Raw genomic sequence first — 22,671 nt, forward strand, 5'->3', positions numbered from 1 at the left:
GCAAATCGCTTCATTTGACTCCCCTTATTGACTTTGGATTTCGTCATGCGGCGCCTCAAGCCAGCCGCCCACGGCTTGTATAGGTTCTTCATTTAGCGTTAACCAGGCCACCCAAGCCAAACGGGGCGCACTAAACGCTGATGCGGGAATGGCATCGAGGGATTGGGTAAACTGCAGCGTAGGGTCTTTGGCATGCTCAAGCACACTCCTCGCGGGCAAAGATTGCAAACTCAGCACCACAAAATCATGGGGTAATTGCCTATGGCGATTCTCGCCGCGTTTTATCTCAGTCGTAAAACCCGAGCCGACCAAGGCCAAATGCAAACGTGTTCGATGCAAGTCTTTATCCTGTGCCCAAGTGGGCTGCGGCTCAAAACTCCCCTCAAGCTGCTGGTTGGCGATACTCAACTTAAGCATCCCCACCTCAGGTTGAGGCAGAGCAAAGATCCCATCTAACTCACCCGAGAACCAACCACGCCACTCCTTAGCATTAATCACAAACTGCGGTGTATACACTTGCCGCGTATGCTTTTGGTTTAAATGTTGATATTGGCGCTCACTGAAAGCCCTTTGGCCAAAAATATCCTTCCATCCTAGGTAATCCCAATAAGTCACATGAAAGACTAACGGAAAATATTTCTGCCATAGGTCGGTCTTATTAAACTGCTCAGATAACCAAGCCTCGGCGGGTGGACAACTACTGCAGCCCTGTGACGTATAAAGTTCGATAATATAAGGGCGGGTCACGGCACTCTGCGCTTGAAAAGGCGCCAACGTCTGAGCAAGAACGGATTGCAACAGCGGCCAGAACAAGATGCTCACTAATAGGATGCGTTTCATTATTTCTCCTCCCTTAATAGAGAAGAAGACCTTGAATCACATCCAAATCATTCACACTCTAGAGGAAAGATGATGTCTGACTACAAAATGATCCCCTGTGCCCACTACGACTACCTAGAGCTGGCTTGTATGCACGGCTATCGCCTCGACATTGAGTTGCAGGACGGCAGCCTGTGCCAAGCGCGGGCAATCACGACCCAGACCCACGCCGATAAGACTGAATGGCTGGTCGTCGAACATCAAGCAGGCCAGCAAACACTGCGGCTAGATAGCATTATCGCCATCACGCCCACTGATCCCCATGCCAGTTTTGGCCGTGTTATGATTGCGAGCTAGTAGTAAAGGAGCATAAATAAATGACAAGGATGATACTGTTGCTGAAATTAGGCGATTGGACTGGCGGCCATCATGGTCAGTCCCCCTACTTGGTGGAGTTTGATAGCGAGCGACTCAATTCCCCCTTTGACGTTAGCGAAGGTTGGGGACACGGATTAGGCGGCAGCTGTTATTCGTTGGCACGGTTTGTTGAAACTGAGCATTATACCCAACTCAAGCACCACGCACCTTGGGCCGTGACCATCATAGAGCAAGGTTTACCAACGCTGAATATAGAGACCATCGCCCAAGGCTTGCTGGCGCAGTATCCCTCGCACCGCCCCAATATTCCGGCGAACTTAGCCCGCTATTTCTAACTGAAGATCTTGTGCTAGTTCATGATCGCGTTCTAAATGAAAGTTGCGTAGCCTTGCCACGGTAGATGTGCCGCAACATTTAAGGCTGCAATGGTTGTGGGCGAGTAAAGCCAAGTTCGACTTAGCTTTACTGCTAACTTAGATTAGAAGCGAGTTACGCCTTAACGACGGCGGCAATCACAGAAACTTCAACCAGATATTCTGGCTCGGCAATGGCCGCCTGCACACAGGCACGGGCTGGCGCATGACCCTGTGGCACCCAAGCATCCCAAACGGTATTCATGGCATCGTAGTCATTCATATCCTTAAGATAGATAGTGGCTGACAACAAGTGTTCCCGAGAACTGCCCGCCTGTGCTAACAGAGTGTCGACTTCCTCTAGCATAGTCGTCGTTTGTTCGGTGATGTTTTGATACTTATCCTTCGCCACTTGGCCACATAAGTACACTGTGCCTTGGTGGATCACTATGCTGCTCATACGTGTACCAACATCTAAACGGGTAATGCTCATAGGGATAATCTCTTAAATCAAATGGTTAATTCTGCAGGCATTCTACCCCGAAAGGCTCAGTTTGTCTGCGAACGAGCGCTCAGCCAAGGTGGATAAAAGCGTGTCATTAAGGCCAATAACCCTAACGCAGTGCCTATGACCCCAAACCACACGAACAGGGTTGCAACCGATAAGTTAACTAACTGAAATCCCACTAATGCCGCACCAGCTCCGATTAATGCAAACGGCAGTTGAGTCACCACATGGTCATGGGGTAAGCAGCCAGAACTCGTCGCACTCAGCACGCTAGTATCGGAAATCGGCGAGCAATGATCGCCAAACACAGAACCCGCCATCACCGCACTCAATACAGGTAACAGCAAGCTGACATCCATGTTATGGGCAATTTCCCCACCGATGGGGATCATAATCGCAAAGGTACCCCAGCTTGAGCCTGTGGCAAAGGCCATGATAGCGCAGAGTAGAAACATCCCCGCCACCAGCAGACTCGGGGATAAATACAATTTAGCCCAAGCCGCCAACAAGCTCGCCACCCCCAGATCTTGGATCACCGCGCCTATCATCCAAGTACAGAGTAAAATCGCGATGGCAAAGGCGATCATCCGCACGCCATGCACTAAGTCCGCCAGCAGTTTCCCTATGCTTCGGCCCGACAACATCAACAACACTAGCGTGACTAAGGTCGATAACAGACAGGCATCGCGCATCGCGGCGCCAATATCGGCTTTAGCTAACCAGGCCGAAATATCCCATGATGGCACCTGCTGCGCACCAGACCAGAGAGTTAAACCGACAGAGGCGCACAGTAAGGTCAGCATGGGGATCGCAAGCAGCCAAGGATTGCCTTGGGAGGGAGTTAAACTTGGCTCAACGGGATCAGCCGCCAATACTGCATTCTCGATGGGGCGAAACCCCATCCCAAACCAAGCCACAATCAGCGACAAGCCTAAGGTGGTTATCGCATAAAAATTGAATAAGGCGACGTCGATGAAGGCCTCAAGGGCTGAAACGGGTAAAAAGCTGAGTCCCGCCAAGAGCGCCATCACATAGGGCCCCCAGCTAGAAAAAGGCAAGAGTGAACAGAGCGGCGACGCATTAGAGTCGACTAAATAGGCCAGCTGCGTCTGACGGATGCCATAACGCTGGCTCAGAGGTTGGCACACATGCCCTACGGCGAGGCAACTAAAAATACCGTCGATAAAAACCAACCAGCCCAACAGCACCACACCAATACGCGCCTGTCGTCCCGTACGAATACGTCGATATAGCCAATCACCAAATTGCTCTACCGCACCGCTTCTGGCGAGGAGCTGCGTCATGCTGCCCAGCAGCAACATGGCCATCAGCACGTTTAAATGCCACCACTGCCAAGCGCCTTGGCTGTAAAACTGCTTAGCACCTATCTCCAAGAGATAGCCCAAGCTTTGTACTATATCGAAGTGGGCAATGATTAAGGCGCCCGAGAGGATACCGACACCCAGCGCCACTAAGGTACGCCGTAGCCAAAGGGCTAGCACTAGGGTTAATAACAGGGGAAGTATCGCAAGCAGGTTCGGCGACATGGGCCTTTCCGATAATAAATAAACCCAAGAATACTAACGAGTTAGTAACAAATGCAAAAAAACTTAAATTCGTACGCGGTTATCGGGCATTTTTTAACCAAACGACAAAGACTGCTATTCCTTATGCTATTGGCACTGCTAGAATCACAGTCCCATCCAGAAACTATAGGACTCTCCAGATGAGCCTTGAATTACTGTCCAAACTGGAAACCAAGATCCAGGCTACACTCGAAACTATCGAGCTTCTAAAAATGGAGCTAGAGGAAGAGAAGCAAAAAGCGTCGACTTTGAGTGAGCAAAATCAACAATTAACTGAGCAAAACCAACAACTGCAACAAGAACTCGCTTCTTGGAACGACAAAGTCACCGGACTTGTTGGCCTGCTCAACAGTGAAATCTAAGCTGTTTTAGTTTGATGATTCTGCGATTCAATCAGTTCGTTCAGCTCTAAGATAGCCTGCTTTACTTTCGGCAGGCTTTTTCTTGGCAATAAAAAACGCCCCTTTTCAAATTCTAATCGACCTAAGTCTTTAACCCATATCACGCCAGTGAGAAAAATACGCGCATGCTTTGCAATCAGCTTCGGTGCGTATACAGGGAAAACTCTCATACAACCCCCTACATGCTTTCTTGTTGTTATTGACTACGGCTATTTGACAGAAAGATGACCAATTGAGTTTCATCCTTTAAGAATTTTTTTCAAAATTTACAATTAACAAAGTTAATTATTTGATTTTATTTAACAATGTAAAACTGCTTCAATCTATAACTTAATGGTCAAAATTTTGACAGTTGACATTATTTTGACGCACACTTAGAATCACCCACGTTACTCAGGGTAAAAATGAGTCATATGGCTCAAGTCCGTACTCTCCATCATCGGAAGTACGGTTTTTTTTTGCCAAATTTCGGCCAAGCACAACACGACCCAATTGCGCTCTGCAGACTAGGCAATCACACCCAATAAAAAAGGAGCGCTAGGCTCCTTTAAGTTTATATCAGTAGTATCAATCATTTAAGTTACAAAAAGATGATAAAACTACGGCAATCTAGTGATCTTTATTGTTTCTTGGCTAAATAGTAAGCGATATCTAATAGCTCGTCGTAAGACTTGATCGCACCCGTTTCGACGCGGTACTTACCATTCACCACTAACGCAGGCACGCCAGAAATCTTCGCGTTTTCAGTATCACGCTTCATTTTCGCCATTTGCGCTTTCACCATAAATGAATCTGCAGCGGCATCGAAAGCTTTTCCGTCAACGCCGTTTGCCACAAACAGGGCGCGCACGTCGTCACGGTTAGTGAAATGTTGTTTCTTCTCATGGATAGCTGAAAATATCGCCGCATCCATTTTTTCATCCACATTGAGTTGGTGTGCCACAGCAAAGGCGCGTGACATTTCTACGCCCATTTCTTTACCGATAAAGTCAACGTGGGCTTGATTGAATGCCACACCTTCTGGCTTCTCAGCCAAAATTTTAGGTACCACAGTTTTTGAGAAGTTGAAGCAATGCGGGCAATAGAAAGAGAAAAACTCGGTGATTTCAGGCTTAGCCGTTGCTGGACCATCGTTAATCACTGTGTAATGTACACCTTCTTTGTATTCAACTGCCGACACAGTTAGTGGAGCCAATAACAGCGCTGCTGCCATAAGTAATGCTTTTTTCATGAATTTTCCTTAAATCAATTTTATAAACTAGCTGGAGCCTAACATATTTCATTTTTTGAGTGTAACTCAAGCCGAGAGTTCAATCGGTTTGGCCTAAGAGGCGCGTAATTCCACCCTGTTCACACATTTAATAGGGGATCAGGCTCAGCGGCGGTTCATCGAGTGCCGCGAGTTGCTCCTTAAAGGCTAAGATCTGCTGCTCCCAATACTTTTCATCCCCAAACCAAGGAAAATGCATAGGGAAAGCAGGATCCTGCCAACGCCTGCCAATCCAAGCGTTATAGTGCACCATCCGTAATGCGCGTAGGGGTTCAATCAGCGCCAACTGCCGAGTATCGAACTCACAAAACTCTTCATAGGCTTCGAGTAATACCTCGAGTTGCAGTTGCTGCTGCGCTCTATCGCCCGTCAGCATCATCCATAAATCTTGAATAGCCGGTCCCATACGGGCATCGTCTAAATCCACAAACCCCGGCCCATCGGGTGTCCAAAGAATATTCCCCGGATGTAAGTCCCCGTGCAGACGAATGGGCGTAAAAGCTTGCAGCGCCCAACGCTGATTCACCTTAGCCAGCACTTGCTCCACCACAGTAAAAAACGCAGGACGTAGTGTGCTTGGTACGAGATCTGACTGCTTTAACCAAGCTAAAGGTTCATCACCTAAAATCTGCGGATTTAGCGGCTCACGGGCCTTAAATGTCGACTGGGCACCGTACTGGTGTATACGACCGATAAAACGCCCAACAAATTCCAACTGCTCTAAGTTATCCACTTCGAAGGGGCGACCGCCGATGGAGGGAAACAGTGCAAACCGAAAGCCGTGGAAATGATGCAAGGTCTGCCCTTGCACGGATGTGGGCACCGCCATCGGGATTTCCTGCTCGGCAAGCGCGATGGCATAGTCGTGTTCTTCTTGGATCTGCGTATCGGTCCAACGATCGGGGCGATAAAACTTCACCACATAGCGTTGCCCTTCATCGCTGCGAAATTGATACACGCGGTTTTCGTAACTATTCAGCGCGAGCAGGCCAGTCTCTGGGTATATTCCGAGACTCTCGATCGCATCTAAAATCAAATCCGGCGTTAAGGCCTGAAAGTCAAAGGCTGCGCCCGAATGCGTATCATCGACGGCCCCCTGAGATGGAACTAACTTATCTTGGCTCATTGCGACTCTCTCATACATAGGACTTTAACAGTGTGGCAAGGTATTCCAATACCTCAAAATCGGCCTCACGTTCCACACTCAGCCAACAGATATTGCCGTAAAACTCATAATTGAGCCAAAGCGAGGTGCCCTCAAACTCTAATAGCCATTGATGGCGATCCGCGCCCCATTGGCGCTCGCGCACTTGGCAATCTAAGGCGTGGGCTAATGGCTCGGCAAAGGCCTCGAAATGATCAAAATCGATATCGCCGCTCACACTTAAGCTTAACGCGGCTCTATCTAACTGAATGGCTTCTAATTTCATTTTTACTTCCATCAACTGCTGCACGACATAATCAGCCCTTGTCCCCAATCGGGTGGACGCTTGGCCAGATCTTCATGCTCAACTTGTTCGGCAAACGGCTGGCGCAATACTTGGTGCAGACGCTCTAGCGGCGCAAGATTCCCCTCCTCCACGGCAATAATGGCCTCCTGAGCCAAATAATTGCGTAGGATGTATTTGGGATTAACGCTATTACGCGCCTGCTGCCAGGCCTCAATATCGGTAACTTTACCCAACCGCGCCTGATATGCCTGATACCAAGCATCAAATTCATTAAGGTCGATAAAATCATCCCTTAGCGAAGAATGCGCACTACTCGGGTCAAGCTGACCGAAGCGGCGCCACGTGTTGCTGTAATCCAGCTGATTTTTCTCCATCAGCACGGTAAAACGGCCAATCAGTTCTAAGTCCTGCTGATCCTGCTCGGCTGTCGAATCCGCTCGCTCAGTCAACCCTAACTTAACGCGCATCAGCATCAAATAATGCTGCACTAGCGCATGTTGATATTGATTCAAGGCGGCAATTAAATCATCGGACGGGATCACAGGCGTCAACGCCTGCGCTAAACGTTGCAGGTTCCATAGACCAATGCCGGGCTGCTGACCAAAGGCGTAACGCCCTTCTGGATCGGAATGATTGCAAATAAAGTCTTCTTGAAAGGTATCGAGGAAGGCAAACGGACCAAAATCGAAACTATCCCCCAGAATCGACATATTGTCGGTATTCATTACCCCGTGGGCAAAGCCGATAGCCTGCCAATGGGCGATGAGCTTAGCGGTATCTTGTACTACCTGCAAAAACCAGGCTTTATAGCCCGCCAGATCGCAGCTCAAATTCGGATAATGCTGTTTCAAGGTAAAGTTGAGTAACTGCGTGAGCTTATCGGCTTGACCACGCTCGCTATGGCAGAAAAATTCAAAATGACCGAAACGGATATGGCTGCGTGCCAAACGTACGGTAATGGCAGCGGTTTCTTGGCTCTCTCGCCAGACGGGCATATCAGAGCCGATCACCGCTAAGGCTCGGGTCGTCGGCACACCTAAATGATGCAGCGCTTCGGAGACAAGAAACTCCCGCACCGCTGAGCGCATTACGGCTCTACCATCGCCATGGCGAGAATAGGGTGTCGGCCCGCCGCCTTTGAGTGCCACATCCCATGCGCCTTGGGGGCCTAATGCCTCACCCAAAATAATCGAGCGACCATCGCCTAATCTGGGCGTGTAGCCACCAAACTGATGGCCACTGTACACCTGCGCATAATAACTTGCGCCCTCAACGGCCGCGTTACCCGATAATCCCTGCAATAAGGCATCTGTCGGCTGCTGTAAGTCGATTAACTTGGCGGCATCTTCACTCCACGCCAGCCAATGGGGATTGCTTATCCCCTGCGGATAGACTTGAGAGTAAAACTCAGGCAACTGGGTAAAAAAATCCTGTTTAAACTTCATCAATGCTTTCCCTATTGAACGAGCTGCTTACACACGAGTACGGACTTGTCGCTAAGCTCACACTGTTGGCCGCATTGATATACGCCGGCGCCGCTAGCCTCGAAGCCACTGACACCCGATCCGGTTAAGCGTTGTAATCCTTGGGCTTTGCGCTGGCATTGCTCGAGAGTGTCGTAATAACCATTGATATCATCGGTTTGTAATGGCGTCGTTGGCAGTGAGGTCGCCGCAGGATAATAAAATAGCGTCCATTCGGGGGTTTTAGTGCAGCCACTCAACCCAAGGCTGAGGCTGGCAAATAAGATGACCAAGGATAATTTCATTTTGCCGATTCGGTTAAAACAGCTCGCAACATACTTCATAAAAATAGCCCATAAAAAAAGCGAACCTTAGTTCGCCTTTTGCGCAGTAAGTATCAGGATTCTACACGGCTTTACCCGGTTAAATAACCGCTTTTCGGCTAAGGGTATCTCAAGTGCATTGTTAATCGCGTTTGAGCACCAAAGCCTGAGTTCTACTCTCGCGGTCAGACAGCAACCTTAGGCCATCGCCGCTTTCGCCTGCGCCTTCTCGATACGGCTAATTCGTCCTTCAAACCCCGTCACAGTGCCATCGGTTAAACCGAGTTTGATCGCCTCTTGGCAGAGTGCAATCGCTTTATCAAAGTCTTGGGTATCGTTTAGCAAAGTCGCGAGCTGCATAAAACCTGGGGTTTTAAGCTCAAGCTCTTTGGGCTTTTCGGTATTCGCACTGTGGAATAACGCAAGATACAGCCCATGTAGCGCTGCGCCATAGGCTAAATATTCCGTCGATTTGCGCTGCTTGTAGCACTCTGCTATGACGTTTTGTAAGGCGTTATAGCGAGCCAAGGCAGTCTCTGCACTTTGGTATTCTTCTACCGCGCGCTCTAGGGTCACATTCGCCCATGAACCAAGTGCTGCAAGCGGCTCATCTTTCGCCAGAGGAGTGCTTGCCACCTCAGGTGAACTCTCGACGCTTTCTTTAGCCTTAACGGGAGCACCGACGACTACCGGATCTTCTTTAGCCTCACTCGCCTGGGTGACCAAAACGTCATCCTCAGGGATTGCAGAGTCTTTATCGGCATCGGCAGAATGCACATCTGCAAGAATAATTACATTCTCGTCATGGGTAGCAGCAGGGATCTCAACGTCGATAATATCTTCGCTCAGCTCAACACGGCTCGCTGGCTCAACGTCCCTTGGCATTAATTCAACCTCGGGCGCTTTGGCCGCAGCGGCGGCGGTTGACTCGTTCGTCGCAGAAGGAGCAAGGTCAGGCGTAGATTCAGCCTCATCGGGCGAAGCGCTTGTATCCCTTGTCTTTTCGGTTGATTTTTTCGCCATCATTGCCTCTTGCTCTTCCTTCGCCAAGCGCTGGGCACGACGAAATAAAAACACTCCGATAGCGATCAGTATAAAAACGACAACGACCTTCATTCTTCTTCACCTTTAATGGCTGCTTCCCATCAGAAGCAATTGCAGTTGGCTTGCCAAATCGACTCAAGGGCCTGAAGCTGGCAAGGGATTCTGTCCAAAAGTTGAGCAGAGATTAACCGCTATTAAAGTCCATAGTGTCTGTGTAAATCAAGTATTTATGCCGTTTTATCCGATCTTGCACGCAAATCGATAGGCGCAATTCGGCTAGACTGTTAGGGTTTATGACCATTTGCAAAATTAAGGAAAGCCTAATGCAAAACATTCTGATCGTTGCCCACGCCAGCCCCTATGGCACAGAAAAACTCTTCAATAGCCTACGTATCGCTTTGGCGCTGAAGGATCAAACAGAGCAACAGGTTGATTTAAAAATCTTTTTAATGTCGGATGCGGTATTTGGCGCCCTTAAACATCAAACGACTCCAGACCTCAGTTACAACCTACAACAGATGTTTGAGATCCTAAGCGCTCAGCAAGTCCCCATTTTACTCTGTAAAACCTGCGCCCAAGCGCGGGGCGTTAACCCCGAAATGCTGCTCGAAGGCGCACAAATAGGCACTCTGCAGGATCTGACCCGCTGGACGCTGGCCGCCGATAAGGTGATGCATATTTAAAGTCTCATTTTGTGCGCATCTTCATAAATTGTGACTTCAGTTTTGAACAAGCCCGCGCCGCTGCTTATGATGGGATTATCCGAGTGACAGACTAAGGTATTCCCATGGATTCAGCGGCCCTACTCACAGGTAAACTGCGCTACGAGCATGAAACAATTAGCGCGATGGCAAAAATTTATTGTAAAGCCAAACACCAAGGTCAAACAGAATCTGGCCTATGTGAAGAGTGTTTAGCGTTGCTAGAATATGCCGCCGTTCGCCTCGATCGCTGCCCCTACGGACAAGATAAACCCACCTGCAATAAGTGCCCTGTGCACTGCTATAAACCAGCACAAAAGGCGCAGGTCAAAGAGATCATGATTTTTGCCGGCCCACGAATGCTGTTACCGCATCCCATTCGCGCAATCAAGCACTTGCTGGCGGAGCGTCAGCCCGTCCCCGCATCAGTGCCCGAGGCGGCTTCTAATCGCCATCAACGCATCGCCATTACACAGAAAAACCTTTAGTAGCACTTTTGCACCTCGAATTTCCCTGTTATAACAGGACGTCGAGGTGTTAAAAATGAACGAATTTAATACGTTTTTTGCTCAAGCCTATTGGTGGTTATCTCTTTTTGGTGGCTTACATTGCCTCGCGTTAGCTATTTATATTCGCTACATTTATCACTCGAACAATAATCAAAAACTGTTAGCGGGTTTCTTAAGCCTTGTTGGCCTGTATTTTCTGACGGGCATGCTCAACCGCGATAACACCCCCATCCCTATCCATGTGTTATTTAACCTGATCACCCCGATTTATTTTTTACTCATGCCGCTGCTCTACCTCTACTGCAAACGCAGCCTAGAGCAAAGCACTGAGCCTGTGGGATTCTCACGGCATTATTGGCCAGCATTGATCACACTGTTTCTCGCCATGCTGGATATGGTTGTACGGCTAAACTTGCACAAAAATGCCCTTTGGTTTCAGGCGGAATTTTTTAAATATCGACAGGATATCGACTTCAGCCATTGGAGCCTAGCCTTGCCTCTGTTGCTGTTTATCCAGACGGCGACCTATTTTTTTGCACTCTGGCGATTGTTCCAACGACATAAGCTGCGCCAACAACAGCGTAACGAGGCGCCGCAGCAAACCTTAAAACTCATTCGTTTCCGCTGGTTATTCGGCCTGACCTTAGCCATGCTATTTAACTGGCTGTTAAGGGTATTTGTGGTGGTGCTTCCCTTTTATCTTGGGGATTCGCTCTCGACCCTATCCCATGCACTGCCACGCCTAAGCCTGCTGTTAAGCTTTTACTTACTAGCGGCATACGGTCTTAAGCAGATCACCCGCACCGCCTATCTCAAGGGACATATGTCAGCCCCTCAACCAAAGGTGGAGCCTCAGTCTTCAGAGGTGCTCACTCCAGAGGAATTTGAGTTTATTCAACAACTGCAGCAGGAATCGAACGAATGCTCAGAGAAAATCCCACACACGCCCCCTGATCCGAAGAACTAATTCACCGTAGAGCAATCAAAACTGTCACACTGAATAAACTGAACCCCAGCTGACATGAACTCAGCTTTAGGCTGTCATTTGTTAAAACAAAGGGTAGTCTGATGGAACCGAAGAATAAAGGAGGAACGCCATGAAATCATTTTTATCCCTTATCGCCGCATCGACCTACCTGATAGCCAGCTTTATGGTACCCGTAGCGCAAGCCGACGATAGCTACACCGAGGCTTTAAATAATTTTCACCAAGCAAAGGAAACGCGCAAATTTTTTGATACCGCCTACGGTTATGCCCTCTTTCCCACAGTCGGCAAAGGTGGAATAGGTATTGGCGCCGCCTACGGTAAAGGTCGCGTCTTTCAAGCGGGTCAATATATGGGAGACTCTAGTCTGACCCAGCTCTCCATTGGTTTTCAATTAGGCGGGCAAGCCTATAGCGAAATCATCTTCTTTAAGGACGCCAAATCCTACAACGAGTTCACCAGTGGCAGTTTTGAGTTCGATGCTCAGGCCTCGGCCGTTGCGATTAACATGGGCGCCAACGCCAAAGCGGGCACCACAGGCAACTCGGCAGGCGCAGGCCAAGCGGGTGGTAATCAATCGGCAACTGCCGCCTATATCAATGGTATGGCGGTATTTACCGTTGCCAAAGGTGGATTAATGTTTGAAGCGGCGCTGGCGGGACAATCCTTCTCCTTCGAGCCCAGAGGCAACTAAGTTTTAGTCATGTCGTCCCCATTAAAAAACCTCCTATTCCACAGGATTAGGAGGTTTTCTTTTATCCCCGATAGCGATTACTTATTTCCCCAAGGGGCTGCCGGCAACGGTTGCGGCTGGTTCAAATCAAAATCCACTTGGAAATGACGATTCTCGCGGGTCAACAGGTAGCTGAAGGTACTTGGCGTAACCTCCATATGCCACACATTGGTGACAGACTGGGTCAGGCCATTTTGCATAAAGTTATCAATCGATGCCTTATCGATGGAGAATGACTGCTTTTGGCTGCTGCCGACACTCGCCGTATCGCCGCCATACATAGTCACCTTATCTTCCGTCCCGTCTTGATGGCGGTGATCATGCTTTAATCTTAAGCCTTGAGCCGTTTTCGTGATCACCCAAGTACGGGAGTGGTCATCACCTACATGGAACGGAATTTTCAGCTCAGTATCACTGCATTCGCGCACATGCATCACCAGCGCTTTATCACGAAAAGCCGCATCGGCGCTGTCCGTTGACACCACTTTGCCCGCAAATGCTTTACCGCAATGGGATGCTAATTGATTGAAGAAAGTCTCTTGCTCTATGGCAAGTGCAGGTTCGGTAGCCGCATTGGCAAATACCGGTGTCGCCATCATAAGGCCGACGATTCCAAGGCGTGGTAGGGTGATAGTTTTCATTATGTTTTCCATGGAAAATTCGATGAAAAACACGCTAACACAGGGGAATAAATTTAAACTTAATTCCCCTGCGTAAGCTCGCTTGGCGTTACCAACCTATATACAGGCGTGAACGGTTGCCTAAGCGTTTTTTGATAAAACGTGCCGTGATAATACTGCCCACCATCAGGAAGATAAAAATCCCTGCCGAGAACAGGATACTGGTGACCCAAGACCCCGGTGGTAGACGATAACGTAACACTGTGGCGACCGTATTAAACAACATGTCGAATAACGGATGGATGAAGAAAATCGCAAAGCTCATCTCGGCGGTTTCGACTAGCCAAGGGATGCGACTGCGTTTCGACAACCAATCACAGAAGTTAAGCACTAACACACACAGACTCAGCTTTTGGATAAACTGCCAGTCGATGCCATTATATTCAAACGGCGCCTTATGGTAGTTACCAATGTGCTGCACTATGTAGCTTTGCTCGACTAGACTCACAACCAGGAAGATCACCGCTAACGCACTGAAAATTGAGCCGTAGCGCGTCACAATATGTTCATCTTGGGAATATAAAATACCAATCAAATAGAAAGGCATAAAATACACCACTGAGTGGATAAAGTTGACGTTACCTATGGGTCTGTGAAGCAGAATTGCCACCACACAACTCAGCACAAATAGGATCCAACGCATCTGCTGCGAGCAACGGATAAACCACAAAAACACTGGCGAGAATAGAAACACCGCCATAATAAACGGGATATACCAGTGCGGATACAAGATGTAGCCATTGCGTACGGTATAGAAAATACTCAGCAATAGCTTATCAAGCGACTGATGCTCCAAGAAAATCCAACGTAAACTCAAGAAGAACAGGCCGACGGCAGAAACGACTAAAAAGGGATAAAGTACGTTTTGTACCTTATTCTTCATAAACTTGCCGTAATCGAAATCCTTATAAAAAATCCGATGGAAAAAATAACCAGAGATAAACACGAACAACGCCGTGCCACCCCTGAGTAAATTTTCTAGCAGTAACGGAAACCCTTCCCCAGAGTTATAAATACTGTGGCCAAGCACGATAAAAATAATCGCGATGCCGCGCATGTAGGTAAATTCGAGCTGATTTTTTCTCATATTAATTCATCGCACAGTAGAGGGTTCTTCCCTCAACAACACTTGCAGAAACCCGGATGGTGCCATGGATTTCCGGCTCATTGAACACCAAATACTGACCTTCGCGCTGAAAGTTGAACCCCAAAGGTAGCAGAGTTGCAGCTTCAATGCCCTCACAATAATTCTGTAACGGCACATCTAGCAACGGACTGCCGCTCACATTTAAGTTGCTGAATTGTGAACTCATACCTAAATAGGCTTGGGTCATTTCTTCTTGATAGGGCACCACATAAAACCCAGAGCGCACCTCACCCACATCGATAAAACTGCTGCTATCGCTCACACTCGGCATCACCAATAACGGCACTTTCGGGTCCTGCACATCCTTAAGTAACTGGGTCAGTTTTTGCTCCGTTGCTGGATAGTAGGCCAGCATGTCCTGCAACCGTTGCTTCTGCGCCATATTCTGGGCAACGGGCGGAGCAATCGGCTTGATGCGACTCAGCAGTAAATCCACTGGCAACATGCCCGACATTACGGACTCTTTCCACACATAGGCATCTTGAGTGCTATCGAGCAATATGCCAGCCAGCGCGCCGATATTCTCGGCCTCGGCCGTCCAGCCGCCAAGCATTTGCTGCTGTTGATAATAATCCTGCACGTACTGCAGCAAGATTTGCTGATAGCCGAGGTAGGACTGGTTTTGACTTAAGAAGCGCGCACCCGCAATTAACTCGACATATCTGGCGCTGCCTTCGACTAAGTCATTTACATAACTGACTTTATCTTCGTTAGGCGCAGTTTGCCGCCACACTTGTAGCCAGTAAGCGGCATAGCCTAAATACTGCGCCTGCTGCTCGGGTTGTTTTAAGGCTGACATCAAGGCATTAAACAGTTGTAAGCGGTAATAACGAGCATCTAGGTTAAGTGGATAAACCTCGCCTTCATATCGACGCGCATCCTCTAACACCCGCCACTCGGATTGGGCATAAAAATGAAACGCCTCATGCACGCTGTTGCCAGCCCAAATTACAAAAGGTAAATCGGCGGTTTTAGTCGTGCTTTCGAATTGAATTGTCGGCGACTCGAGCTGGATAAGTACACCCGCTTGCCCTTGATATTGGGGAAAACCAAAGTTAATCGACAGCCCAGAGTGCAAGTTAACCGACTCTAACACGCTGTTGTCTTGAATAATTTCACCGCCGGGTTGGCGCAACCAAACGTTGCCAGCGTAGCTAAAGAGGTGCACTTTATCGTCGAGACGAAATCCTGGCCACAGGGCTTCACTCTGGCGACTGGTCTGAGCCATAAAATCGAGGTACAGGCGGGCGAGTTGTTCTGGCGAGGCCTTATCGGCGAACACGGGGGTGGCGGCAGAGACTCCTAAAAACCACAGGATCACCGCCATAATATTTTTCATTTCTTTGCCTAAACACACACAATGGGTTCACAAAACAGCGCTAGCATATAGCGCAATTAACCAATAGTGAAACGTTTCACAAAAAATATTTTTACCCTTAAAAAACTAGGGTAAAGCCTATTCATTAACCACTAATAAAATCATATTTTTAGCCTAAAAGATGCCGCCATTTTCGCGACTAAGACTTAGGCTCAGCAGGCTCATCGCCAAACCACAGCGCTAACTTATCCGCCGCTTGGGATTTCACCTCATCATCAATATAGAGCATAACCATAGCGAGCGCTGCCGCTAAGGCGCCCAAGTCATCGGTAAAGCCCACTAAAGGGGTCAAATCCGGGATCGCATCCAAAGGCGAGATAAAGTAAGCCAAGGCCCCAAAAATCACCGACTTGGCCCACTTAGGCGTATTGGGCTTTTGCGCCGCATAGTAAAGCCAAAGGGCACGTTCAACCACTTCACGCCCTGCTTGGCGACCAAACATTTTGATTTTGTTCCAAAAACCAGTCTCAGTGAATTGCTCTTCTGCCATAAATCCCTCCAGTTAAATGTGCCCCGTAAGCGCCGAACGAATACAGCTACCCACGCTCTACCTTTCTAAATTAGCAACCCATGAGTAATTAAGGATAAGTAACCACACTTTTGCACAAGAATAAAGCAAACAGACTTTGTTTCCTAAATAGGTTGAACTAAAAACGTAGCCGCAGATCTGATCGGCATCGCCTATCAACTTACCCATCAACCGTGTCAAAGCCTCGCTATAAAACAACCAACTGGAAGCAATACAACCAAGCCTTAATCAACCGCGGTTCACTTACCTTCTGGATTGATGAGGATGCAATTGCTAAGTGGAAAGCCAAGGTCGAGCCGCCCAAGAAAGGTCGCCCTCAATTATTTAGCGACTTAGCCATTACCACTGCGTTGATGGTTAAGCGTATTTTCTCTATGCCACTGAGAGCCTTACAGGGCTTTATCAATTCGGTGTTTAAACTGGGTGACATCCCATTATCTTGCCCGCATTACACCTGTATCAGTAAACGCGCGAAAACGGTCAATATTGCTTTTAAAACCAAGACTCGCGGCGCCATTGAGCACTTAGCTATCGACTCGACAGGCTTGAAGGTCTATGGCGAAGCTGAGTGGAAAGTGAAGAAACACGGCACAGATGGAAAGCGCAGAGTGTGGCGTAAACTGCATATTGCCGTAGATACACATAGCCATGAAATTATTGCCGCAGAACTCAGTTTATCAGGTGTAACAGACGCTGAAGTGATGCCCAATTTACTTAAGCAAACCCATCGAAAAATCCGCAATATCTCGGGTGATGGTGCTTACGACACGAAAGCCTGTCACGAAGCCGTTCGTCGAAAACGCGCTTTAGTGCTCATTCCACCTAGGGAAGGTGCTGCGCTATGGGAACAAGGGCATCCACGAAACTTAGCCGTCAGTTGGCAACAGCTTCATGGCTCAAATAAGCAATGGAAAAAACGGTATGGTTATCATCGCCGCTCAATCTCAGAAACCGCAATGTACAGGATAAAACAACTGCTAGGAGGCACGTTGAGCATGCGAAATTATAACGCTCAGGTGGGAGAAGCTTACGCGATGATTAGGGCTTTGAACAAACTCACTGGGCTAGGTATGCCTGAAACCCACTATATAGCTTGATATTTGAACAATGATGAGAGTTTCGTTCGCTGACTCGATTTAGGAAACAAAGCCAAGCAAACATTCAATTTCAAATCATGTTCCTATTTCGACTGTGATTTAACCTCCCTACGACACACGAATAGATAACACAAGTACAAACATCACAAATGTTTATATCTATATATCTTTCAACTTTATATTTGACCCTATTCACACATTCACTATTAAACACCATAAAACTTAATTTCATCATCAGAAATAAGATTATTTCAATCATTTAAAAACAGGAGGAAACTCATAAATAAAAGAATTAACCAGAACATAATGCCACATTAATCTTGGCAACAAGCCCACAAAGAACTCATAGTAATACGTAAATATTGCAAAGAGTTTACTTAACATGAAAATAGACAATCTAAATTACCTTCAGCTTAGAGTCTTACTATCCGTCTATAAACATGGTCAAGGTAATATAGCCGCTACAGAGCTTGGTCTATCAAACTGTAACGTCACGCGTATATTAAATGCACTACGCGATATATTCATGGATTCATTATTCATTCGTAAATCACATGGATTAATCCCAACTAAAAAGTTAGAAGAGCTCATTCCGCACGCCAAGTATCTTGTTGAACAATATCAATTACTAGAGCGTCAACATTCTGTTTTCACCCCAAGTGAATCAGGTGGTCATTTTGTAATACGCGCCTACGATGAATTCGTTTATGCCGTACATAAAGTAATCGCAAATTATATTCAACCAGAAGCCCCCAATCTTAGATTTGATGTTCGCAGCCTAAGCCATGACTGCAATAATGAACTGATCGCTGGAGATATTGATTTTGTTGTTGTTTATGAGGGGTTTGACGATAGTCGACTCAACAATGAAATCTTTTCTGAAACCGGGGATATCTACATATTGGCCAATCATAATCACCCTATATTAGAGGGTGAAATGTCATTAGAGCAATTATCGCATTACCCTTTATTAGAGATCGATAACTATAACGATCTCAGCTGTCCATTATTAGTCAATCTCTGCCGTGACAATGGTTTACAAATGGATATGGCAGGTTATACCGACAGCCTAGCAACAGCAATGCAATTGCTCGCCAATTCCAACAGTATCACCCTTAGTTGCAACCAATTTACCCGCCAATTTGTCGACATGATCCCCGCTATCAGTTACCGACGACTAACAGATGAAATGATTAAAGATATTAAAGAAATCCGGAGCGAACAAAGAGCAGTTGGAAATTACATTCTCTATGGAAATATAAATAATTCACCCGCATTCAACTGGGTTAAATCAAAACTCGTTTACGGATTAGAGAGAGAATGGCGATTAGCTTCAGCTAGTTAAGAGATAAGTCACACGTCAATAAAGAGGTAGTTAATGGAGTTCACACTTTTTTGCATCACGGCATTTGCCGCTTATCTGGTGTTTAAAAAACCAGAAAAAGAGTCGCTCGCAGACAAATTATTATTTGGTTGCATTGGTTTAAGTTTCTTCATTTGGATAATGATGTCTTGGGGCATTTTACTTCCTATCGGCAATTACTAAAGGGCTACCATGAAAGAGCATTTATTTAACAAGCTAGCTTCATTTGCTTCTATTATTATCATGGCATTACCCGTTGGTATTGCTTGTTTTATTTTCGGTTTTATTTATTTAGATAACCCTTGTGCTTTCTGTTGGCAAGAACGTACTGCCATGATCTTAGTGGCGCTAACGGCACTCTATATCGTCCGCTTTGGCCTAAAACCTAAATATATCGCTGCGCTAGTTTGGCTTGGAATATATGGTGCCTTTATGGCCTCAGTTCATACCTCTATCAATTTAGGCAGTGATATTGGCCAAGGTTTCTCACTGAAAATCATGGGCGCTCATACCTACACTTGGGCGCTATTCGTGTTTGTCGTTGTGCTTATTGTGGTGGCATTACTCATGCTCACACTGGGTAATAAATTCCCTAGTAACGGCTACGGTAAGCAACCACTCGATACACTTCCAAAGATTGCCTGTGGGGTATTCCTAGTCGTGATCAGTGGCAATATTGTCCAAGCCTTTACGCAAACAGGCCCCCTTCCCTTCGTAGGTCAAGATAGCCCTGGCCGAGTCTCTTTTAATCCTCAATTCATGAGTTGGGAGCTCGATCATTGGCCAACTTATGCACCTAATGCCCGCGGTGCTTATGCCATTGATAATCCAGATATTGAGACTTGGCAACTAACAGAACCGCTATTTGCGGAGGTGCCTAGAGCGAAATTAGCTGCAGAACAAGTACTGCCATCGGAGATAAGTGGACGTGTGACTGCCATTGACTATCAAGCCGAAGCAGAAATTTATGCCCTGACGACGACGGATAATTGGGTTTATATCCTCGACAAGCAGATGCAAATCCTCAGCAAGGCTCAAATTGATGGCATGTATATGCTGCATATCGAAACGCTTCAGGGGGTTACCTTTACTTCAAGCAACAGCCTGCTGGTGATGGGCTTCAATAAGGCATGGGCAGAATTGACCCTAGATCCTGCACAAAACTGGGAGATGAACTATCGCCACTTCAATCAGAGTAGCGATGGCATAGGTGAAACCGCTCGCGGCCAGTTCAGCACTGTACGCGCTAAAACCAGCTACAGCCTAGCATTGGGTTACAGCAATACACTCGCACAATTTGTCACAGTGACGACCCGCGATGCGCTCAATGAGCACTTAGTGTTATCACGCTTTGACCACACAGATATGACGCTCTCTGCCGAATCTAATCTGCAAGGTCTCCCTGCATTACCACAGATAACGGGCATCAGCGTTCAAGGTGAGCAAGCTTGGATCCTCAACAATGATGGCAGCGAGGTACTTAAGCTCAATCTGCTTACAGGCGAAGTGGCGCCTATGGCCAAACTGGCTGGCACGAACAATCCGCAAGGACTGTTAGTACAGGATGGCAAGCTGGTAACCATCAGCCAAATCAATGGGCAAAACCAACTACAAACCTATGTGATGTAAGTAATTTCGCCCCGGGATTCTCTCGGGGCATGCCGGTTCCCCGGCGATATAAAAGGCACAAAGCCAATAATCAAAACGAACCTAAGGTTCAAATAATGGTGGGTGATGACGATGAAAATCGATAGACGCACGTTTTTACAGGGAGCTGCAGCAAGCGCTGTGCTGTCCTCCCTGTCAGGGTTAACCCCCGGCATAGCACATGCCAAACAACCAGGTGCCAATACAGGTCTATTGGCAAAACGCAATGGAGATGTTGTTTATCATAGTTGTTTACGCAACTGTGCAGCCCGATGTTTACTCAAGTTTAGAGTACAAGATGGGCGTATGACCTATGTCTCTGGGGCAGAAGAACAAGCCAAAACCGGTTTAGCTCCCTGTCTAAAAGGCCAAAGCTACGTCCAGTACACCTATGCCGCCGACCGGATCCTACATCCAATGGAACGTGTTGGTAACAAAGGAGAAGGTAAATGGCGTCGGATCAGTTGGGATGAGGCCTACAGAAAAATATCAAGCCGTTTCAAACAGATAATTGCTGAACACGGCTCAGAAGCCATTCTACCCTATAGCTACTCTGGTAATTATGGCGCCATTGGAATGTCCGCTTCCGGTGAACGCTTCTGGAACCGTATCGGCTCCTCTATTCTTGAACGTAAAGTCTGTACCTATGCCGCTTATGATGGACTCGAATCCTTGTATGGCACCTTCCTAGGCCCTGATCCTGAGGATATCTTACTCAGTGATGTGTACCTCACCTGGGGACATGACGAAGTCGTCTCGAACACTATTGCAATCAAACTCATTAACCAAGCCCGTGATCGCGGCACCAAACTGTTAGCCGTCAATCCACAACGGACCCCTTTATGTTCACAGGCAGATATTTATCTGCAACCTCGCCCCAGTACAGATGTGCAACTCTGCGCCGGTATAATGAAATATCTTGTAGAGAAAGATCTTGTTAACCATCAGTTTATCGCAGAACAGACCATCGGCTACGACGCCCTATTGCAACGCTTAAATGAGATCAGTTACGACGAAATCGAGACAATTACCGGAGTTCCTCGAGCAAAAATGTTCGAATTTGCCAAGGTACTAGGTGAAAACGAAAAAACCATGTTGCGTATGGGCTATGGTTTCCAACGTAACTTTAACGGTGCCCGCATGTCACGCGCCGTAGCCATGTTGCTCGCTGTGACAGGGAACTTTGGTAAGCGTGGTAACGGGTTAATCTACGATAACGTCCATGCTGGCGGAGGGCTGAATCAATACCAAGCAAGCGGTAAATATATGCGCTCCAATCCTGATGCGCAGCGGATCAATATGACGGAGCTTGCCAAGGCGCTTCATCCTACACATCCCACCAGCCATGACAAACCGAGTAAACCGATTCACGGCATGATTATCTATAACGGTAACCCTGTCGTTGTGGCACCGGATACCAATGCCGTTATCGAAGGTATGAAACGGGAAGATCTGTTTGTGGTCGGCCATGACATGGTCATGACGGACTCACTGCAATACTGCGATATTATCCTGCCTGCGGCCAGCCAATTTGAAACCGATGATATCGTCGGCGACTACCATGGCTACTATGTGCAGGTCTGTCAGAAAGTCATTGAACCGCTGGGAGAATCTAAGTGTAACTGGACCTTCTTCCGTGAATTAGGCCAAGCCATGGGATTTGAAGATCCCGCCTTCAAAGCCAGTAACGATGACATCATTCGCGAGTTGCTAACAACAGATTCACCTTACTATAAGGGGGTCAGCTACGAGCGATTAATGAAGGAAAAATACATCAAGCTAGACATTCCCCAACCTGTACTCGCCGATGGTAAATACGATACGCCAAGTGGCAAGATTGAATTTAGTTCTCAGCTCATGGCTGACGCAGGTTTTCACCCTGTACTCGATTGGGGTTTGCCAGAAGACGAGATGGAAGCCAGAGAAAAAGCCCTTCCCTTCCGCCTACTCTCATCTGGCGTCCCACAGCGGGTCAATAGCTCCTTCTACAATGTTAAATACATCCGCGCCATTCCCGCCTACTACGTGAAAATTAACCCTGAAGATGCAAAGACGTACGGCATCAAGAACAACGACAGAGTCCAACTCAGTAATCACCGCGGTGATGCCAAGTTCGTGGCCATGATTACCACAGGGGTGCCCCAAGGGACCTTAATGAGCCCCAAATGTAACTGGCTCAGACTCAATCCTAACGGCACAGAAGGTTGTACTAACTCATTGACAACAGACAGGTTGACCGACATGGGTGGTTGCTCTGCCTACCATTCAACCCGCGTGTCTTTGGCTAAAGCCTGATGGAGAACCCC

Annotated in this window: 25 protein-coding genes; 11 read left to right on the forward strand and 14 right to left on the reverse strand. The window is 47.4% G+C overall.

The genetic code is table 11. The features are described 5' to 3' along the window. Positions 1-24: 24 nt before the first annotated feature. Entirely contained in the window at positions 25-840 is an 816-nt protein-coding gene (locus SHEWMR4_RS18985; RefSeq protein WP_011624360.1) for a DUF1223 domain-containing protein, read from the reverse strand. 72 nt (positions 841-912) lie between these two features. Between SHEWMR4_RS18985 and SHEWMR4_RS18990 the strand changes: the two genes are divergently transcribed. Next, on the forward strand, positions 913-1,176 hold the full coding sequence (locus SHEWMR4_RS18990) for a Rho-binding antiterminator (RefSeq protein WP_011624361.1): 264 nt from the start codon (positions 913-915) through the stop codon (positions 1,174-1,176). Between the two features lie 20 nt (positions 1,177-1,196). After that, positions 1,197-1,532 (forward strand): hypothetical protein, encoded by a 336-nt coding sequence (locus SHEWMR4_RS18995; RefSeq protein WP_011624362.1) that lies wholly within the window; start codon positions 1,197-1,199, stop codon positions 1,530-1,532. 154 nt (positions 1,533-1,686) lie between these two features. On the opposite strand, the gene SHEWMR4_RS19000 is transcribed toward SHEWMR4_RS18995, so the two are convergent. Both SHEWMR4_RS19000 and SHEWMR4_RS19005 read right to left on the reverse strand, forming a co-directional pair. Further along, positions 1,687-2,043: a RidA family protein gene (locus SHEWMR4_RS19000; RefSeq protein WP_011624363.1), complete on the reverse strand. Its 357-nt coding sequence runs from the start codon at positions 2,041-2,043 to the stop codon at positions 1,687-1,689. A 56-nt stretch (positions 2,044-2,099) separates the two neighbouring features. Beyond that, on the reverse strand, positions 2,100-3,605 hold the full coding sequence (locus SHEWMR4_RS19005; protein ID WP_011624364.1) for a Na+/H+ antiporter NhaC family protein: 1,506 nt from the start codon (positions 3,603-3,605) through the stop codon (positions 2,100-2,102). A 179-nt stretch (positions 3,606-3,784) separates the two neighbouring features. Here SHEWMR4_RS19005 and SHEWMR4_RS19010 point away from each other — a divergent pair, with 179 nt between their 5' ends. After that, the gene (locus tag SHEWMR4_RS19010; protein WP_011624365.1) at positions 3,785-4,006 is read left to right on the forward strand and encodes a cell division protein ZapB; all 222 of its coding nucleotides are present in this window, start codon (positions 3,785-3,787) and stop codon (positions 4,004-4,006) included. Here the strand turns inward: SHEWMR4_RS19010 and SHEWMR4_RS19015 are convergent. The 7 genes from SHEWMR4_RS19015 to SHEWMR4_RS19045 form a co-directional block, all read right to left on the reverse strand. Next, positions 4,003-4,215 carry a DUF1107 domain-containing protein gene (locus SHEWMR4_RS19015; RefSeq protein WP_011624366.1) on the reverse strand — a complete coding sequence of 71 codons (213 nt, stop codon included), beginning with the start codon at positions 4,213-4,215 and terminating at the stop codon, positions 4,003-4,005. The two genes, SHEWMR4_RS19010 and SHEWMR4_RS19015, sit on opposite strands and share 4 nt — an antisense overlap. Positions 4,216-4,664: 449 nt before the next feature. Further along, entirely contained in the window at positions 4,665-5,276 is a 612-nt protein-coding gene (locus SHEWMR4_RS19020) for a thiol:disulfide interchange protein DsbA/DsbL (RefSeq protein ID WP_011624367.1), read from the reverse strand. A gap of 127 nt (positions 5,277-5,403) precedes the next feature. Then, positions 5,404-6,441: a serine/threonine protein kinase gene (locus SHEWMR4_RS19025; RefSeq protein ID WP_041408910.1), complete on the reverse strand. Its 1,038-nt coding sequence runs from the start codon at positions 6,439-6,441 to the stop codon at positions 5,404-5,406. 10 nt (positions 6,442-6,451) lie between these two features. Beyond that, complete coding sequence (locus SHEWMR4_RS19030; RefSeq protein WP_083757946.1) at positions 6,452-6,745, reverse strand: DUF3630 family protein; 294 nt, start codon at positions 6,743-6,745, stop codon at positions 6,452-6,454. A gap of 11 nt (positions 6,746-6,756) precedes the next feature. After that, positions 6,757-8,211, reverse strand: coding sequence for a protein adenylyltransferase SelO (locus tag SHEWMR4_RS19035; RefSeq protein WP_011624370.1), 1,455 nt, complete (start codon positions 8,209-8,211; stop codon positions 6,757-6,759). A gap of 11 nt (positions 8,212-8,222) precedes the next feature. After that, a complete protein-coding gene (locus SHEWMR4_RS19040) occupies positions 8,223-8,534 on the reverse strand; it encodes a hypothetical protein (RefSeq protein ID WP_041409184.1) in 312 nt (103 codons plus the stop codon). Positions 8,535-8,750: 216 nt separating this feature from the next. Then, the gene (locus tag SHEWMR4_RS19045; protein ID WP_011624372.1) at positions 8,751-9,668 is read right to left on the reverse strand and encodes a hypothetical protein; all 918 of its coding nucleotides are present in this window, start codon (positions 9,666-9,668) and stop codon (positions 8,751-8,753) included. Positions 9,669-9,919: 251 nt separating this feature from the next. Here SHEWMR4_RS19045 and SHEWMR4_RS19050 point away from each other — a divergent pair, with 251 nt between their 5' ends. The 4 genes from SHEWMR4_RS19050 to SHEWMR4_RS19065 all read left to right on the forward strand — a co-directional run bounded on the left by SHEWMR4_RS19050 (position 9,920) and on the right by SHEWMR4_RS19065 (position 12,485). Then, complete coding sequence (locus tag SHEWMR4_RS19050; protein ID WP_011624373.1) at positions 9,920-10,279, forward strand: DsrE/DsrF/TusD sulfur relay family protein; 360 nt, start codon at positions 9,920-9,922, stop codon at positions 10,277-10,279. A 104-nt stretch (positions 10,280-10,383) separates the two neighbouring features. Continuing rightward, positions 10,384-10,785, forward strand: a complete 402-nt coding sequence (locus SHEWMR4_RS19055; RefSeq protein WP_011624374.1) for a nitrous oxide-stimulated promoter family protein — start codon at positions 10,384-10,386, stop codon at positions 10,783-10,785. A gap of 55 nt (positions 10,786-10,840) precedes the next feature. Then, positions 10,841-11,773, forward strand: coding sequence for a hypothetical protein (locus tag SHEWMR4_RS19060; RefSeq protein ID WP_011624375.1), 933 nt, complete (start codon positions 10,841-10,843; stop codon positions 11,771-11,773). Positions 11,774-11,903: 130 nt separating this feature from the next. Further along, positions 11,904-12,485: a YSC84-related protein gene (locus tag SHEWMR4_RS19065; RefSeq protein WP_011624376.1), complete on the forward strand. Its 582-nt coding sequence runs from the start codon at positions 11,904-11,906 to the stop codon at positions 12,483-12,485. A gap of 77 nt (positions 12,486-12,562) precedes the next feature. On the opposite strand, the gene SHEWMR4_RS19070 is transcribed toward SHEWMR4_RS19065, so the two are convergent. The 4 genes from SHEWMR4_RS19070 to SHEWMR4_RS19085 form a co-directional block, all read right to left on the reverse strand. Next, on the reverse strand, positions 12,563-13,165 hold the full coding sequence (locus tag SHEWMR4_RS19070) for a hypothetical protein (protein WP_041408911.1): 603 nt from the start codon (positions 13,163-13,165) through the stop codon (positions 12,563-12,565). Positions 13,166-13,253: 88 nt separating this feature from the next. Next, positions 13,254-14,291: an acyltransferase family protein gene (locus SHEWMR4_RS19075; protein ID WP_011624378.1), complete on the reverse strand. Its 1,038-nt coding sequence runs from the start codon at positions 14,289-14,291 to the stop codon at positions 13,254-13,256. A gap of 1 nt (position 14,292) precedes the next feature. Next, the gene (locus tag SHEWMR4_RS19080; protein ID WP_041408912.1) at positions 14,293-15,690 is read right to left on the reverse strand and encodes a hypothetical protein; all 1,398 of its coding nucleotides are present in this window, start codon (positions 15,688-15,690) and stop codon (positions 14,293-14,295) included. Between the two features lie 178 nt (positions 15,691-15,868). Beyond that, entirely contained in the window at positions 15,869-16,219 is a 351-nt protein-coding gene (locus SHEWMR4_RS19085) for a YkvA family protein (RefSeq protein WP_011624380.1), read from the reverse strand. Between the two features lie 212 nt (positions 16,220-16,431). Between SHEWMR4_RS19085 and SHEWMR4_RS19095 the strand changes: the two genes are divergently transcribed. The 4 genes from SHEWMR4_RS19095 to SHEWMR4_RS19110 all read left to right on the forward strand — a co-directional run bounded on the left by SHEWMR4_RS19095 (position 16,432) and on the right by SHEWMR4_RS19110 (position 22,660). Beyond that, positions 16,432-17,355 (forward strand): IS5-like element ISSod12 family transposase, encoded by a 924-nt coding sequence (locus SHEWMR4_RS19095; RefSeq protein WP_011622877.1) that lies wholly within the window; start codon positions 16,432-16,434, stop codon positions 17,353-17,355. A 382-nt stretch (positions 17,356-17,737) separates the two neighbouring features. Continuing rightward, complete coding sequence (locus tag SHEWMR4_RS19100; RefSeq protein WP_011624381.1) at positions 17,738-18,700, forward strand: LysR family transcriptional regulator; 963 nt, start codon at positions 17,738-17,740, stop codon at positions 18,698-18,700. 210 nt (positions 18,701-18,910) lie between these two features. Next, on the forward strand, positions 18,911-20,347 hold the full coding sequence (locus SHEWMR4_RS19105; protein ID WP_011624382.1) for a disulfide bond formation protein B: 1,437 nt from the start codon (positions 18,911-18,913) through the stop codon (positions 20,345-20,347). 111 nt (positions 20,348-20,458) lie between these two features. Further along, on the forward strand, positions 20,459-22,660 hold the full coding sequence (locus tag SHEWMR4_RS19110) for a molybdopterin-dependent oxidoreductase (protein WP_011624383.1): 2,202 nt from the start codon (positions 20,459-20,461) through the stop codon (positions 22,658-22,660). Positions 22,661-22,671: the final 11 nt, after the last annotated feature.

Source organism: Shewanella sp. MR-4 (assembly GCF_000014685.1).
Classification (GTDB): Bacteria; Pseudomonadota; Gammaproteobacteria; order Enterobacterales; family Shewanellaceae; genus Shewanella.